This is a genomic window from Micromonospora sp. NPDC006766 (genome assembly GCF_040636055.1).
In the GTDB taxonomy this organism is placed as follows: Bacteria; Actinomycetota; Actinomycetes; order Mycobacteriales; family Micromonosporaceae; genus Micromonospora.
Genome location: NZ_JBEYIX010000086.1, coordinates 1 through 13033, shown reverse-complemented (window position 1 = coordinate 13033; position 13033 = coordinate 1). Strand labels below are relative to the sequence as shown.

Genomic DNA, 13033 nt, shown 5'->3' with positions numbered 1-13033 from the left:
AGGACTCAAGATCCAGGAGGGACGAGTGCTCACCCACCGGCGGCTACCACCGGACGAGTCTGCCTGAGGCCGACCCGCAACACTCATTAGGAGGGCCCCTGTTAACACCTCATGCCGGAGCGTGTGCGGGATCGACCGGCTCGCGCGGGGGCGGTGGCGGGGTGCCGTCGCCGAACGCACGGCCGCCCAGGGCCTCGCGGCCGTGCGGGGTGAGCCAGTTCGACAGGTCAGGGCCGAGCGGCACCACGCCCGTCGGGTTGATGTCCCGGTGCACCTCGTAGTAGTGCCGCTTGACGTCGTCGAAGTCGACCGTGTCGCCGAAGCCGGGGGTCTGGAACAGATCCCGGGCGTACGCCCAGAGCACCGGCATCTCGCTGAGCTTCTGCCGGTTGCACTTGAAATGCCCGTGATAGACCGGATCGAAGCGGACCAGCGTGGTGAACAGCCGCACATCCGCCTCGGTGATCGTGTCGCCCACCAGGTAACGCTGCCCGGCCAGCCGCTCGCTCAACCAGTCCAACCGGTCGAAGAGCCGGTGGTACGCCTTCTCGTACGCCTCCTGGCTGCCGGCGAAGCCGCACCGGTAGACGCCGTTGTTCACGTCCTTGAACACCACGGCGTTGACCTCGTCGATCTCGTTCCGCAGCGGCTCGGGGTAGAGCTCGGGCGCCCCCTCACGGTGGTACGCCGTCCACTCCGTGGACAGGTCCAGGCTCATTTGCGCGTAGTCGTTGGTGACCACCTGCCCGGTCGGCACGTCCACGATCGCCGGCACGGTGATGCCCCGGTCGTACCCGGGGAAGCGCTTGAAGTACGCCTCGGCCAGCCGTTCGATGCCGAGCACCGGGTCCCGCCCGCCCGGGTCGAGGTCGAAGGTCCAGCTCCGGGCGTCGTGGGTCGGCCCGGCCACCGCCATCGAGATGGCGTCCTCCAAGCCGAGCAGCCGGCGGACGATGATCAACCGGTTGGCCCACGGGCAGGCCCGGCTCACCGCGAGCCGGTAGCGGCCGGGCTCCACCGGCCAGCCGTTCCGCCCGTCCGCCGTGATCCGGGTGGCGATGTAGCGCTGGTCCCGGGTGAACTCGCCGCCCGGCTCGACATACTTGCCGCCGGTACGCCGCAGTATCTCGTCGCTGCTCTCGGTCATGCCGTTACCTTCCGGGCTCATCGCGACCGGGGGGTGATCCGGTCGAGCGGGATGTCGATCTCCCACGGCTCAGGCAGCAGGATGCCGTCGGGCATCCGGGCCTGCTCGACGTAGATTCGCTTCATCGGGTCGAGCTTGTGCGCGTGCACGACGATGCCCGCCTCGGTCTCGATCCGCCAGAAGTAGGGGATGTCCGCCTCGGCGTACAGCGCCGGCTTCAGCACCCGGTCGATGCTCCGCGAGCCCTCCGACACGATCTCGACCACCAACATGACCTCGTGCGGCCGGTAGTGCGACGGGTTGCGTGAGGCCGCGTCGAGCTCGGTGACCAGCACGTCCGGGATGAACGCGCGGGTGCGGGAGAGCCGCACCTCGACGGCCTGCGTCACGTCGAGGTCGGCGGGGCAGCTCTCATAGAGCGCGGCCATGAGCCGGCCGGCGATGGACTGGTGGAGTCGCGTGGGGGAGGGCGACATGATCAGGTTTCCGTCCACGAGTTCGTGACGGCGGCCGTCGGGCAGGCGGTCGAGGTCGTCGGTCGTCCACTCGCCCGGCGGCGGATTGTCGTCGTGCAGCGCGGCGGTCATCGACGGGTCCTTTCCGGTGCGTCGTTCTCCCCGCTCGCCACCGTACCGCCGGCAACGACCGGGTGGTGGTCGCGCACGCCGGAGGCACAGGGCAGGATGGTCGACATGAGCGAGCGAGGCGGCGTGCCCGGTGGAGGGCTGGTCAAAGGGCTGGCGGTCACGCTGAAGACGATGACCCGCCGTTCGAGCACTCAGCAGTACCCGGACGTGGCCCCCGAGCTGCCACCCCGTTCCCGCGGGGTGATCGCACTGCTCGAGGAGAACTGCACGGTCTGCATGCTCTGCGCCCGGGAGTGCCCGGACTGGTGCATCTACATCGACTCCCACAAGGAGGAGGTGACGGTGCCGGGTGCCGCCCGCCCCCGCCAGCGCAACGTGCTCGACCGTTTCGACATCGACTTCTCGCTCTGCATGTACTGCGGAATCTGCGTCGAGGTATGCCCGTTCGACGCGCTCTACTGGTCCCCAGAGTTCGAATACGCCGAGTACGACATCAAGGACCTGCTGCACGACAAGGACCACCTGGGCGAGTGGATGGCCACCGTCCCGCCGCCGCCGGCGCACGACCCGCACGGCGAACCGTCCAAGGAGGAGACCACGGCCGCTCGCAAGGCCGCCGCCCCCGCCGCGCGTCCGGCCCCTGCCCGGGTACGCCCCGAGCAGGGCGGAGGCCCGGCCTCATGACCGGTGCGGACGTGCTGCTGCTCGCCCTCGGCGCGGTGGCGGTGGGTGCCGGCGCGCTGGTGGTGGGCACCCGACACCTGGTCCGGGCCGGCCTCTGGCTGGTGGTCTGCCTGGGCGCGCTGGCCGGCGACTACCTGGTGCTCACCGCCGAGCTGGTGGCCTGGGTGCAGGTGCTGATCTACGTCGGCGCGGTGGTGGTGCTGCTGCTGTTCGCGGTGATGCTGACCCGGGCCCCGATCGGCGCCTCGGACGACCTGGACCGGCCCGGCTGGCCGGCCGCGCTGATCGGCGGCGGCAGCGGGCTGGGCCTGGCCGTGCTGCTGGTCGACGCGTTCCGTTGGACCCGGGTCGAGCTGCCCGCCGCGGGCACCGCCGAACGCCTGGGCGAACAGGTCTTCCGCTCCTGGGTGCTGCCGTTCGAGGTGCTCTCGGTGCTGCTGCTCGCCGCCCTGGTCGGCGCGATCGTGCTCTCCCGCACCGACCTCGGCCGACCCGGCGACGAGAGCGGGCGCGCGTGAGGCCGGTCATCCCGTACGTCACCGCCGCGCTGCTGTTCGGCCTCGGCGGCTACGGCGTGCTGCGCCGGCGCAACGCCGTCCTGGTGTTGATGGCCGTCGAGCTGATGTTGAACGCGGTCAACCTGATCCTGGTCACCGCCGACACCACGGTCCGGGCCCAGCTGCCGCACTCCGGTCAGGTCTTCGCGCTCTTCGTGATCGTGCTCGCCGCCGCCGAGATCGGCGTCGGGCTGGCCATCGTGCTCCAGCTCTACCGGCTGCGGGCCAGTGTGGCCGTGGACGACGTGCCGCTCACCGAGCCGCCGGTGCCCGCGCCCGTCGGTGCGCGGAGCGCGGCCGGCGGCGAATCGGCCGGCGACGCGGCCGGCGGGGGCGCGGCGTCGACCGGGCCGGAGGGAGAGAAGTGACCGGGCTGCTCGCGGTGGCGCTGCCGGGCGTACCCCTGCTCGTGGGCCTGGTCGGGCTGCTGCTGCCGCCGTCGCCGCGCGGCGCGGCGACCGGCGAGGACCCGGCGCGGCGGGCGGCGATCGCGCTCGGCGTGGCCGGCGCGGCCGTGGCGCTGCTCGCGGCGGTGGCGCTGCTGGTCCGGGTGGGCCACCCGGTCGAGGGCTCTACCACCTGGATCGACTTCGGCGGGCTGACGGTCACCCTCGGCTACCGGCTGGACGGGGTGGCGGTGCTGGTCGCCACGGCGGTGGCCGCGGTGGCCCTGGCCGTGCAGGTCTACTCGATCGGCTACCTGAAGCGCGGCCCGCACGACGACGTCGACGTCGACCACCGCTACCCGCCGTACGCGGCGCAGATCAGCCTCTTCACCGCCGCGATGCTGACCGTGGTCGTCTCCGGCGACCTGATTCTGCTGCTGGTCGGCTGGGAGGTGATGGGCATCTGCTCGTACCTGCTCATCGCCCACGACCGCCGGCTACCCGAGGCGCCGGCGGCCGCGATGAAGGCGTTCCTGGTGACCCGGGTCGGTGACGTCGGCTTCCTGCTCGGCATCGCGCTGCTCGGCGTCGGCGCCGGCAGCTTCCGGATCGCCGACGTGCTGGCCCACCACTACTCCACCGGCACCCTCACGGCGGCCTGCCTGCTGCTGCTCGCCGGGGCGGCCGGCAAGAGCGCCCAGTTCCCGCTGCACACCTGGCTCCCGGACGCGATGGCCGGCCCCACCCCCATCTCCGCGCTGATCCACGCCGCCACCATGGTCGCCGCCGGCGTGTACGCGGTGGCCCGGCTCTTCCCGCTGTTCGAGCGGGCCCCGGTCGCGCTGGCGGTGCTCGGGGTGATGGCGGCGGTCACCCTGCTGCTGGGCGCGTTCGCCGCCACCGCGCAGGACGACATCAAACGGGTGCTCGCCTGGTCGACGGTCTCCCAGATCGGCTACCTGACCGGCGCGCTCGCCGTCGGCGCGCCCACGGCGGCGCTGTTCCACCTGCTCACCCACGCCGCGTTCAAGGCGCTGCTCTTCCTCGCCGCCGGCGTGGTGATTCACGCCGTCGGCACCACCCTGATGTCCCGGATGGGCGGCCTGCGGGCGGCCATGCCGGTGACCTTCTGGTGCACGGTGATCGGCCTCGGCGCGCTGGCCGGGCTGCCGCCGCTCTCCGGTTTCTGGAGCAAGGACGGCGTGCTCGCCGCCGCCGAGGCCGCCGCGCTCGACGATGCCGGCCCGGCCCCGCAGTGGGTGGGCTGGTTGGTCTGGCTGGCCGGGCTGCTCGGCGTCGCCGTCACCGCCTGGTACGCCACCCGCCTGCTGCTGCGCACCTTCTTCGGCGCACCCCGCGACCCGCTGGCCCAGCCGCACGACCCGCCGGGGCTGATGCGCTGGCCGGTGCTGCTGCTGGCGGTGCCGGCCGCACTGCTCGGCCTGGCCGCCTTCTGGGGGCCGTTCACCGCCCGGATCTTCGCGCCGGCCAGCGAGGCGGAGCTGACCGGCTTCGGTAACTCCCTGGTGCACACCGGCGGCGCGGTGCTGCTGCCGCTGGTGCTGCTACTGGCCGGGGCGGGCGTCGCCGGGGCGGGCTGGCGTCGCGACCCGGCCGCCGACCCGGCCCGCTTCCTCGGTCCGCTGCGGCCGGTCTTCGCCCGGGCGTTCCGGCTCGACGACGTCCAGCACGCCCTCGTCGTACGCCCGACGACCGCGCTCGCCCGAGCTGTGCGTACCGGTGACGAGCGGGGGGTGGACGGCCTGGTGGAGGGGAGTGGCCGCGCCGCCGTGGGGCTGGGCGGCGGGCTGGCCGCCCTGCACCGGGCGGCCGTGCCCCGCGCGGTGGCCGGCGTGCTGGCCGGCGCCCTGCTGATCGGCCTCGCGGTCGCCCTGATCGGAGTGACCTCATGACGTTCGGGCAGTTCCTGCTGGTCGCGGTCCTCGCGCTGCCCGCCCTGGGCGCGGTCGCGGTGGCCGCCACCCCGGGCGACCGGGCCGGCCGGCTGGTCGGCACCGTCGCCGCGGCGTTGACCCTGCTCGCCACCCTGCCGCTGGTCGGCGGCGCCTACGGCTGGTTCGCCTACGGCCCCCGGCCGCCAGCGGTGCGGCCCTGGCACCAGGTCGACCTGCCCTGGGTGCCCGGCCTGGACCTGCGGTTCCACCTCGGCGTGGACGGCATCTCCTGGCCGCTGGTGGTGCTCACCGGCCTGCTCACCCTGCTCTGCTGCGCGTACACGCTGTGGCGGGTTCCGGAGGGCGGCGGCAGCGGCCGGGCCCTGGTCGCGTTGCTGCTGGTGGTCGAGGTCGGCATCCTGGGCACCTTCCTCGCCCTGGACCTGGTCCTCTTCTTCCTCTTCTTCGAGGTCGTCCTGCTCCCGATGTACGCGATCATCGCCGGCTGGGGCGGCGACGACCGGCGGCGGGCGGCCCGCAAGTTCGCCCTCTACACCCTGTTCGGCTCGGTGCTGCTGCTGGTCGGCGTCTACCTGGTGGTGGCCGCCGCCGGCACCGCCGACCTGGTCACGCTGACCGGCGGGGCCGGGCTGCCCCGGGGCACCCAACTCGCCGCGTTCACCCTGCTGGCGCTCGCCTTCGCGGTGAAGAGCCCGCTCTGGCCGCTGCACTCCTGGCTGCCCGACGCGCACACCCAGGCGCCCACCGTCGGCAGCGTCATCCTCGCCGGGGTGCTGCTCAAGATGGGCACGTACGGCCTGATCCGGGTGGCGGTCGGGGTGGCCCCGGAGGGCGCCCGCTGGGCCGCCCCGGTGCTCGGGGTGCTGGCCGTCGCGGCGATCCTGGTCGGCGGCCTGGTCTGCCTCGCGCAGGACGAGCTGAAACGGCTGATCGCCTACTCCAGCGTCGGGCACATGGGGTTCGTGCTGCTCGGGGTCGCCACGCTCACCGCCACCGGACTGCAGGCCGCGCTGATCGGCAACATCGCGCACGGTGTCATCACCGGGCTGCTCTTCTTCCTCGCCGGGGCGATCAAGGACCGTACCCACACCGGCGCGCTAGCCGAGTTGTCCGGGCTGCGGGAGACCGCGCCCCGGCTGGCCGGGCTGCTCGGCTTCGCGGCGATCGCCTCGCTCGGGCTGCCCGGGCTGGCCGGCTTCTGGGGTGAGGCGTTCGCCGTGGTCGCCGCCGTGCGGCGGGGCGGCGGGCTCTGGACCACCCTCGCGGTGCTGGCCGCGCTGGGCGGGGCGCTGGCCGCCGCGTACCTGTTGCGGCTGCTGCGCCGGGTCACCCACGGTCGGCCCAGCCCGGCGGTCCGGCCGCTCGCGCCCGGGCTGGCCGGGGCGGAGCTGACCGCCTGGGTGCCGCTGGTGCTGCTCGCCGTCGCCGTCGGCCTGGCACCGACCCTCGTCCTGTCGTACGCCGCCGGCCCGGTCGACGCCCTGCTGGGAGTGGTCAGCAAATGAGTCTGGTGCAGAGCGTGGACCAGGTGGCGCTGCTGCCGGCGTACCTGGCCGCCGGCACGGCCGTACTCGTGCTCCTGGCCGACCTGCTGGTGGCCCGCGCCGCCGTCACCGTGGCGGTGGCCGCGGCCGGTGCGGCGGCCACCGTGCTCGGCGCGGCCGTCGTCGGCGCGGGCGGCGAACGCCGCACCTTCTGCGTCGGCGCCGACTGCTCGTACGTCTTCGGCGGCCGGGCCGCGCTGGTCGGGGTGGTCTTCGCCCTGCTCACCCTCGGTGTGCTGGCGCTGTCGGGCCCGCTGCTGCGCGCCGGCCGCACCCCGGTCGGGGAATACTGCTTCCTGCTCGCCTGCGCGATGACCGGCGGCGTGGTGCTCGGCGCGGCCGGCGACCTGATCACCCTGATCGTCGCGCTGGAGACGCTCACCCTGCCGCTCTACGTGCTGGTCGGGCTGCGCCGCGGCAGCCTGGCCGGCGCCGAGGCGGCGGTCACCTTCTTCGTGGTGAGCGTGGTGGCCACCACGGTCACCCTGCTCGGCGCGGCGCTGCTCTACGCGGTGACCGGCACCCTGCACCTGGACCGGCTCGGCGGCACCCTCGCCGCCGGCGGGGAGCTGGGCGACCTGCCGCTCACCACGGTCGCGGTGGCGTTGGTGGTGGCCGGGCTGGCGTTCAAAGTCGCTGCGGTGCCGTTCCACGCCTGGGCGCCCGCCACGTACGACGGCGCGCCGCTGCCGGTGGCCGCGTACCTGTCGACCGCGTCGAAGCTGGGCGGGGTGGTGGCCCTGCTCGCCGTGGTGCAGCGGGCCCTGCCGGCCACCGTGACCGGGCCGGTGCTGGCCGGGCTCGCGGTGCTCACCATGACCGTCGGCAACCTGGTGGCGCTGCGCCAACGGCGTACCGTCCGGCTGCTCGCCTGGTCCTCGGTGGCCCAGGCCGGCTACATTCTCGCCCCGCTGGGCGCGCTCGCGCTGGCCGCCGGCCGCACCGCCGACGCCCGCGCGGCGGCGTACGCGGCGGCCGTCGCGTACGCCGTGTTCTTTGTGCTGTTGGAGCTGGCGGCCTTCGCAGCGGTGGTGGCGCTGCGCCCGGCGGACGGCGACGGCGGCACCCTGGCCGACCTGCGCGGCGCGGCCCGTCGGCACCCGTGGGTGGGTGGCGCGTTCGCGCTCGCGCTGATCGGGCTGGCCGGCCTGCCGCCCGGCCTGGCCGGCCTGTTCGCCAAGGTGACCGTGGTCCGCGCGCTGCTGGCCGGGCACGCGGGCTGGCTCGCACTGGTGGTGGCGCTGAACGCGGTCATCGGCCTGGCCTACTACCTGCGCCTGGCCGCCACCCTCTACGCGGCGCCCGGCCCGGCCACGACCCGCCCACCGCGCGGGGTGGCCGTGGCCCTCGGGGCCGCCACCGCCCTGGCCGTGGTGGTCGGGTTCGCCCCGCAACTCGTCCTGGACCTGGCCGCCCGCTGAGCGGGTTTCTCAGCCAACTCTCAGCAATCAGCAGGATGGTTGACGGGTACCGGTGCTGTTGAACCGGTCAGCGGCCCCCCACGCGGGTCCGTGTGCACCGAAGGAGCGATCGTGCATCACAACCGTCTGAAGACCGCAGCGCTGCTCGGCCTGCTGACCTCGCTGATCCTCGCGGTCGGCTACTGGTTCGGGGGGAGCGGCGGCGTCGTCATCGCCGTCATCGTCTCGTTGCTGATGAACGGCGTCACCTACTTCTACTCCGACAAGCTCGCACTGCGCTCGATGGGGGCGCAACCGGTCAGCGAGGCGCAGTTCCCCGAGCTGTACCGGATGGTCCGTGAGCTGTCCACCCAGGCGGGCCAGCCCATGCCCCGCCTCTACGTCAGCCCCACGGCGCAGCCCAACGCGTTCGCCACCGGCCGCAACCCGCAGCACGCGGCGGTCTGCGTCACCCAGGGCATCGTCGAGATCCTCGACTACCGCGAGCTGCGCGGCGTGATCGGCCACGAGCTGTCCCACGTCTACAACCGGGACATCCTCATCTCCAGCGTGGCGGCCGGCCTGGCCGGCATCATCACCATGCTGGCGCACCTCGCCTGGTTCATCCCGCTGGGCTCCGACGACGAGGACGGCCCGAACCCGGCGGTGCTGCTGCTCACCCTGATCCTCGGCCCGATCGCGGCCACCGTGATCCAGCTGGCGATCAGCCGCAGCCGCGAGTTCCAAGCCGACCAGTCCGGCGCCGAGCTGAGCCGGGACCCGCTGGCCCTGGCCAGCGCCCTGAAAAAGATCCACATGGGTACGCAGGCGCGCCCGCTGCAGCCGCAGGGCCAGCTCACCAGCACCGCCCACCTGATGATCGACAACCCGTTCAAGCGGGGTGGCGGCATCGCGGCCCTGTTCTCCACCCACCCGCCGATGGAGCAGCGGGTGGCCCGGCTGGAGCAGATGGCCGGCAACGCCGGCCCGGTGCAGTTCCAGCGCTGACCGTGCTCGTCTCCGCCCGCGTCCGGCTGCCGGACGCGGGCGGAGCTGTGTTCCGCGCGGTGTGAGCGAGCTGACCATCTCCGGCACGACCTTGGGGCGTTAGGGTCGGAAGCGATTCCACTCGTTACCTGTTCGCACCGGAGGTGCACCCTTGGCCGCACTGCGCCAATATCTGGGCGTCTGGCGGATCCCCGGCGCGCCGATGCTGCTGATCCTCGGCATCATCGGCCGGCTCGGCATCGGCATGACCCCGCTGGCGCTGCTCCTCGTCGTCCAAGCGGTGACCAACCGATACTCCCTCGCCGCGGTCGCCGGCGGCATCTACGCGCTCTCCGGCGCCGCGCTCAGCCCCATCGCCGGGCGGATCGCCGACCGGGTCGGCCCCACCCCGGTGCTGCTGACCACCGCCGTCGCCCACCCGCTCGCCCTGTTCGGGCTGCTCTGGGCCAGCCGGTCCGGGGCCGACAGCCTCGCCCTGATCTACCTGGCCGCCGGGCTCGCCGGCGCCACCTACCCGCCGCTCACCGCCGCCATCCGAGGCGCCTGGAACGACCTGACCACCGCCGCCTCCGGCCGGGCCCACCTGCGCAACACCGCGCTCGCCGCGGAAACCTCGCTCTTCGAGGTCGTCTTCGTGCTCGGCCCGCTGCTGGTGGCAGGGTTCGTCCTATTCGCCAACGCCGCCGCCGCGCTGGTCGGATCCGCCGTGGTCACCCTGGTCGGCACCACCGCCGTCGCGCTCGGCCAGGTGATGCGAAGCTGGCGCCCCCACCCGCACGAACACCACGCCAAGGGGCTCGGCCCGCTGCGGGTCGGTGGCTTCCCGGCCCTGCTGCTCTGCGTCGCCAGCCTCGGCATCGCGTTCGGGGCCGCCGGGGTGACCGTCCCCGCCTTCGCCGGCAAGGCCGCCGCCACCGACCCGGAGAGCCTCGCCGGCGTGCTGCTCGCCGTCTGGGGCATCGGCAGCGCCGTCGGAGGCTTCTGGTTCGGCGTACGCCGGCCGGCGGCCAACATGACCCGCCAGTTCGCCTGGCTGCTCGGCGCCGTCGCGGCCAGCTTCGCCGTGTACGCGATGATGCCGACCCCGATGGCGCTCGGTGCGGCGCTGGTGCTCGGCGGGGCCACCATCGCCCCCGCACTGACCCTGGAGAACACCCTGATCGGCCGGATCGCCCCGCCCGGCATGATGAACGAGGCGTACACCTGGGTGGTCACCATGTCGGTGGCGGCGAGCGCCGCCGGCGGCTCGGTGGCCGGGCTGATCGTCGACCACGCCGGCGGCGTGCCCTGGGCGTTCCTCTTCGCCGGGGCGGCGGTCGCCGTCGGGGCCGCGGTCGCCGCGCTGCCCGCCGGCCCCATCGCCCGCGCCGAGGCCACCGCGGTACGCCTCGAACAGCCGGTCGCCGTCTAACTCCCCGCGCTCCCGGGTACGCCCCGGCATGTTCGTCTTCTTCTCAAACCGGATCGGCTGCCTCGGCTCGATCCTGATCAGCGCCATCCTGACGCTGATCCTGCTACTGCTCTTCGCCCGCTGACGCCTTGCTCAACCCGGACGTCTTGATCAACTCGGTGTGCGGCACATCGTGGTCACCACCGACCGCGAGACCACCTTTTGCCGCACACCGAGTCGATCAGCTAGCGGTAGTTGGTCAACTGGACGGATACCGCCCGCTAACAGCCAAAACACCGCCATGATCGCCGCTAGGCCGTCGCCAGGCCGTCTTGACGTGGCGGCCGCGGGGTGGCGGCTGCGTCGATCGTTTGGGCGAGGGCCGTCAGAGTGGGTCGAGGCGGCGCTTGAGCAGGCAGAACTCGTTGCCTTCTGGATCGGCGAGGACGTGCCAGGACGCATCCGCGGGCTGGCCGATGTCGACGAGTTTGGCCCCGGCGGCCAGGAGGCGCTCGAGCTCGGCGTCCTGATCGCGGTCGGTGGGGTTGACGTCGATGTGCAGCCGGGCATGCTCGTTCTTCGGCTCGTCGTTGCGGATGAGGAAGATCGTCGGCTGCGGGCCGCCGAACCCTTCGCGCGGACCGATCTCGATGTAGACCTCCGCTTCGCGATCGAGCTCTACGAAGTCCAGGACCTCGCACCAGAACCGCGCCAGCACCTCGGGGTCGCGGCACTTGAGCACGAGCTCGCTGATACGGCATGCCATTGACGAAACCTACTCTCAGCATGGGAACTGCCGGGGCGGCCGCACGTGGATCTCATGGGCCCCCTGCAGTGAGAACAAGCTCGCGATCGTACCGGGCGAGGCGAGCGGGCTCGCATTGATTTCAGGCCCTCGCCTGAGGGTGCTTGCCCGGTCGGCTAGCGCTCCGCCAGCTAGCGGCGAGCAAGTCGTCTGATCATGGCCTCGCCCACGGCGGCGGCGAGCAACGACAACCACTGGTGACGACGTCTGCCGAGGTGGCAAGGCGTGGCCGGCCCGATGACCAGGCCGGCCGGAGCGCCCTTACCTGTAGTTGGTGAACTGAAGGGCGAGGCCGAAGTCCTCGCCCTTCAGCAGCGTGATGACCGCCTGGAGGTCGTCCTTCTTCTTGCCGGTCACCCGCAGCTGGTCGCCCTGAATCTGGGCCTGGACGCCCTTCGGGCCCTCGTCGCGGATCTTCTTGCTGATCGCCTTGGCCTTGTCCGATTCGATGCCCTGGATCACCTTGGCGTCGATCTTGAAGACCTTGCCCGACGGGCGCGGGTCGCCGGCGTCCAGCGACTTGAGCGAGATGTTCCGCTTGACAAGCTTCTCCTTGAAGACATCGAGGGCGGCCCGGACGCGCTCCTCGGTCTCCGCCTGGAGGCTGATCGCCTCCTCGCCCGACCAGGAGATCTCCGCGCCGGTGCCGCGGAAGTCGAACCGCGTCGCGAGCTCCTTCACCGCCTGGCGGAGGGCGTTGTCGACCTCCTGCCGGTCGACCTTGCTCACGATGTCGAACGACGGGTTCGCTGCCATGCTCATGCTCCTGCTGTCCGGCGGTATGTCGTGGTCCGTCCCACGCTGACCAGCGGTGGGATCCCCTGACGGTACCCGGTTGCGAGATCCCCGGGGGCAACCGCTATCCTTGCTTCCGCTGCCGCGTTACGCGCGGTGGCACGCCCTGGCGGGTTGCCCGAGCGGCCAATGGGAGCGGACTGTAAATCCGTCGCGAAAGCTACAGAGGTTCGAATCCTCTACCCGCCACCAGGTGCGACAACGGCCCCTGACCAGCAGGAATGCTGATCGGGGGCCGTTTTCGTCTGTCCGGCGGGGTCCGGCTGCGTCCAGCCGTTGACGACTGGTTGTGGGCAGATCGTGGGCGGGTCGATCTTGCCCGCTGAGGGCTCTGCTGAGGCTCTGAATTCTGGGTTGGTGTCCCTTGTCGGGCTGGCTCGGGCCGCGCCTGTGGCGACCGGCTGTGGGGCTCCACAGTAGGGCGCGGCCGGCTGTGGGAGGTGGGCCGGGGGCAAGCCAGTCCCGGGGTTGGACTGGCGCGGCAGTCGGAAGCCCTGACCCGCGACCAGGCCGACCCGTTCGGCTTCCGTGCCGCCTGGCCGTGATCGTGTCGTTCCGCGGGTTGGGGGGTGGCGGTCCGGCGGCTGTCGGTGGCTCTCCGCCCCGGTGCCGAAGGCAGCCGGGGCGGCTTGCCGCCGGCCGGCTCACCGCCCCGCGCCGCGCGGAGCGCGGCGCCTTGATCCAGAACAGAAGAAATCGGCAGCAGGGCGGGGCAGGTGCTAGTACGGCAGCCGCCGTTTGAGATGCCGCTGGTAGAGCGGGGTGGACGCGAGGCGGCCACCGCGTGATCGTCTGTACGTTGTGGACATAACTT

The 13033-nt window shown here is 72.6% G+C and carries 12 protein-coding genes and 1 tRNA gene; 9 read left to right on the top strand and 4 right to left on the bottom strand.

The window, feature by feature from the left end; translation table 11 throughout:
* Positions 1-109: 109 nt before the first annotated feature.
* The gene (locus tag ABZ671_RS31530; protein WP_357864952.1) at positions 110-1147 is read right to left on the bottom strand and encodes a glutathione S-transferase C-terminal domain-containing protein; all 1038 of its coding nucleotides are present in this window, start codon (positions 1145-1147) and stop codon (positions 110-112) included.
* A 17-nt stretch (positions 1148-1164) separates the two neighbouring features.
* Entirely contained in the window at positions 1165-1734 is a 570-nt protein-coding gene (locus tag ABZ671_RS31525; protein ID WP_357864950.1) for a Uma2 family endonuclease, read from the bottom strand.
* Between the two features lie 105 nt (positions 1735-1839).
* On the opposite strand from ABZ671_RS31525, the gene ABZ671_RS31520 reads away from it, so the two are divergent.
* From ABZ671_RS31520 to ABZ671_RS31485, 8 genes are all read left to right on the top strand, one after another.
* A complete protein-coding gene (locus ABZ671_RS31520) occupies positions 1840-2418 on the top strand; it encodes an NADH-quinone oxidoreductase subunit I (protein WP_357864949.1) in 579 nt (192 codons plus the stop codon).
* Positions 2415-2936: an NADH-quinone oxidoreductase subunit J gene (locus tag ABZ671_RS31515; RefSeq protein WP_357864947.1), complete on the top strand. Its 522-nt coding sequence runs from the start codon at positions 2415-2417 to the stop codon at positions 2934-2936. The genes ABZ671_RS31520 and ABZ671_RS31515 overlap by 4 nt, the downstream gene beginning before the upstream one ends.
* Positions 2933-3343: an NADH-quinone oxidoreductase subunit NuoK gene (gene nuoK, locus ABZ671_RS31510; protein WP_357864945.1), complete on the top strand. Its 411-nt coding sequence runs from the start codon at positions 2933-2935 to the stop codon at positions 3341-3343. The genes ABZ671_RS31515 and nuoK overlap by 4 nt, the downstream gene beginning before the upstream one ends.
* Positions 3340-5274, top strand: a complete 1935-nt coding sequence (locus tag ABZ671_RS31505) for an NADH-quinone oxidoreductase subunit L (protein WP_357864944.1) — start codon at positions 3340-3342, stop codon at positions 5272-5274. Before nuoK ends, ABZ671_RS31505 begins: the two co-directional genes overlap by 4 nt.
* Entirely contained in the window at positions 5271-6782 is a 1512-nt protein-coding gene (locus ABZ671_RS31500) for an NADH-quinone oxidoreductase subunit M (RefSeq protein ID WP_357864942.1), read from the top strand. The genes ABZ671_RS31505 and ABZ671_RS31500 overlap by 4 nt, the downstream gene beginning before the upstream one ends.
* Positions 6779-8242, top strand: coding sequence for a proton-conducting transporter membrane subunit (locus ABZ671_RS31495; protein WP_357864941.1), 1464 nt, complete (start codon positions 6779-6781; stop codon positions 8240-8242). The genes ABZ671_RS31500 and ABZ671_RS31495 overlap by 4 nt, the downstream gene beginning before the upstream one ends.
* A gap of 111 nt (positions 8243-8353) precedes the next feature.
* A complete protein-coding gene (gene htpX, locus ABZ671_RS31490; protein ID WP_357864939.1) occupies positions 8354-9229 on the top strand; it encodes a zinc metalloprotease HtpX in 876 nt (291 codons plus the stop codon).
* A gap of 151 nt (positions 9230-9380) precedes the next feature.
* A complete protein-coding gene (locus ABZ671_RS31485) occupies positions 9381-10640 on the top strand; it encodes an MFS transporter (protein WP_357864937.1) in 1260 nt (419 codons plus the stop codon).
* Between the two features lie 364 nt (positions 10641-11004).
* On the opposite strand, the gene ABZ671_RS31480 is transcribed toward ABZ671_RS31485, so the two are convergent.
* On the bottom strand, positions 11005-11385 hold the full coding sequence (locus ABZ671_RS31480) for a VOC family protein (protein ID WP_357864936.1): 381 nt from the start codon (positions 11383-11385) through the stop codon (positions 11005-11007).
* A gap of 300 nt (positions 11386-11685) precedes the next feature.
* Positions 11686-12180 (bottom strand): YajQ family cyclic di-GMP-binding protein, encoded by a 495-nt coding sequence (locus ABZ671_RS31475; protein WP_357864935.1) that lies wholly within the window; start codon positions 12178-12180, stop codon positions 11686-11688.
* A 147-nt stretch (positions 12181-12327) separates the two neighbouring features.
* Between ABZ671_RS31475 and ABZ671_RS31470 the strand changes: the two genes are divergently transcribed.
* A tRNA-Tyr gene (locus ABZ671_RS31470) sits at positions 12328-12411 on the top strand.
* Positions 12412-13033: the final 622 nt, after the last annotated feature.

Excerpts from the sequence above, each read along its gene's own strand:
- ABZ671_RS31475 (WP_357864935.1), bottom strand. The coding sequence starts at position 12,180 with ATGGCAGCGAACCCGTCGTTCGACATCGTGAGCAAGGTCGACCGGCAG.
- ABZ671_RS31500 (WP_357864942.1), top strand. The coding sequence starts at position 5,271 with ATGACGTTCGGGCAGTTCCTGCTGGTCGCGGTCCTCGCGCTGCCCGCC.
- ABZ671_RS31530 (WP_357864952.1), bottom strand. The coding sequence starts at position 1,147 with ATGACCGAGAGCAGCGACGAGATACTGCGGCGTACCGGCGGCAAGTAT.
- ABZ671_RS31495 (WP_357864941.1), top strand. The coding sequence starts at position 6,779 with ATGAGTCTGGTGCAGAGCGTGGACCAGGTGGCGCTGCTGCCGGCGTAC.
- ABZ671_RS31515 (WP_357864947.1), top strand. The coding sequence starts at position 2,415 with ATGACCGGTGCGGACGTGCTGCTGCTCGCCCTCGGCGCGGTGGCGGTG.
- ABZ671_RS31480 (WP_357864936.1), bottom strand. The coding sequence starts at position 11,385 with ATGGCATGCCGTATCAGCGAGCTCGTGCTCAAGTGCCGCGACCCCGAG.
- ABZ671_RS31525 (WP_357864950.1), bottom strand. The coding sequence starts at position 1,734 with ATGACCGCCGCGCTGCACGACGACAATCCGCCGCCGGGCGAGTGGACG.
- ABZ671_RS31520 (WP_357864949.1), top strand. The coding sequence starts at position 1,840 with ATGAGCGAGCGAGGCGGCGTGCCCGGTGGAGGGCTGGTCAAAGGGCTG.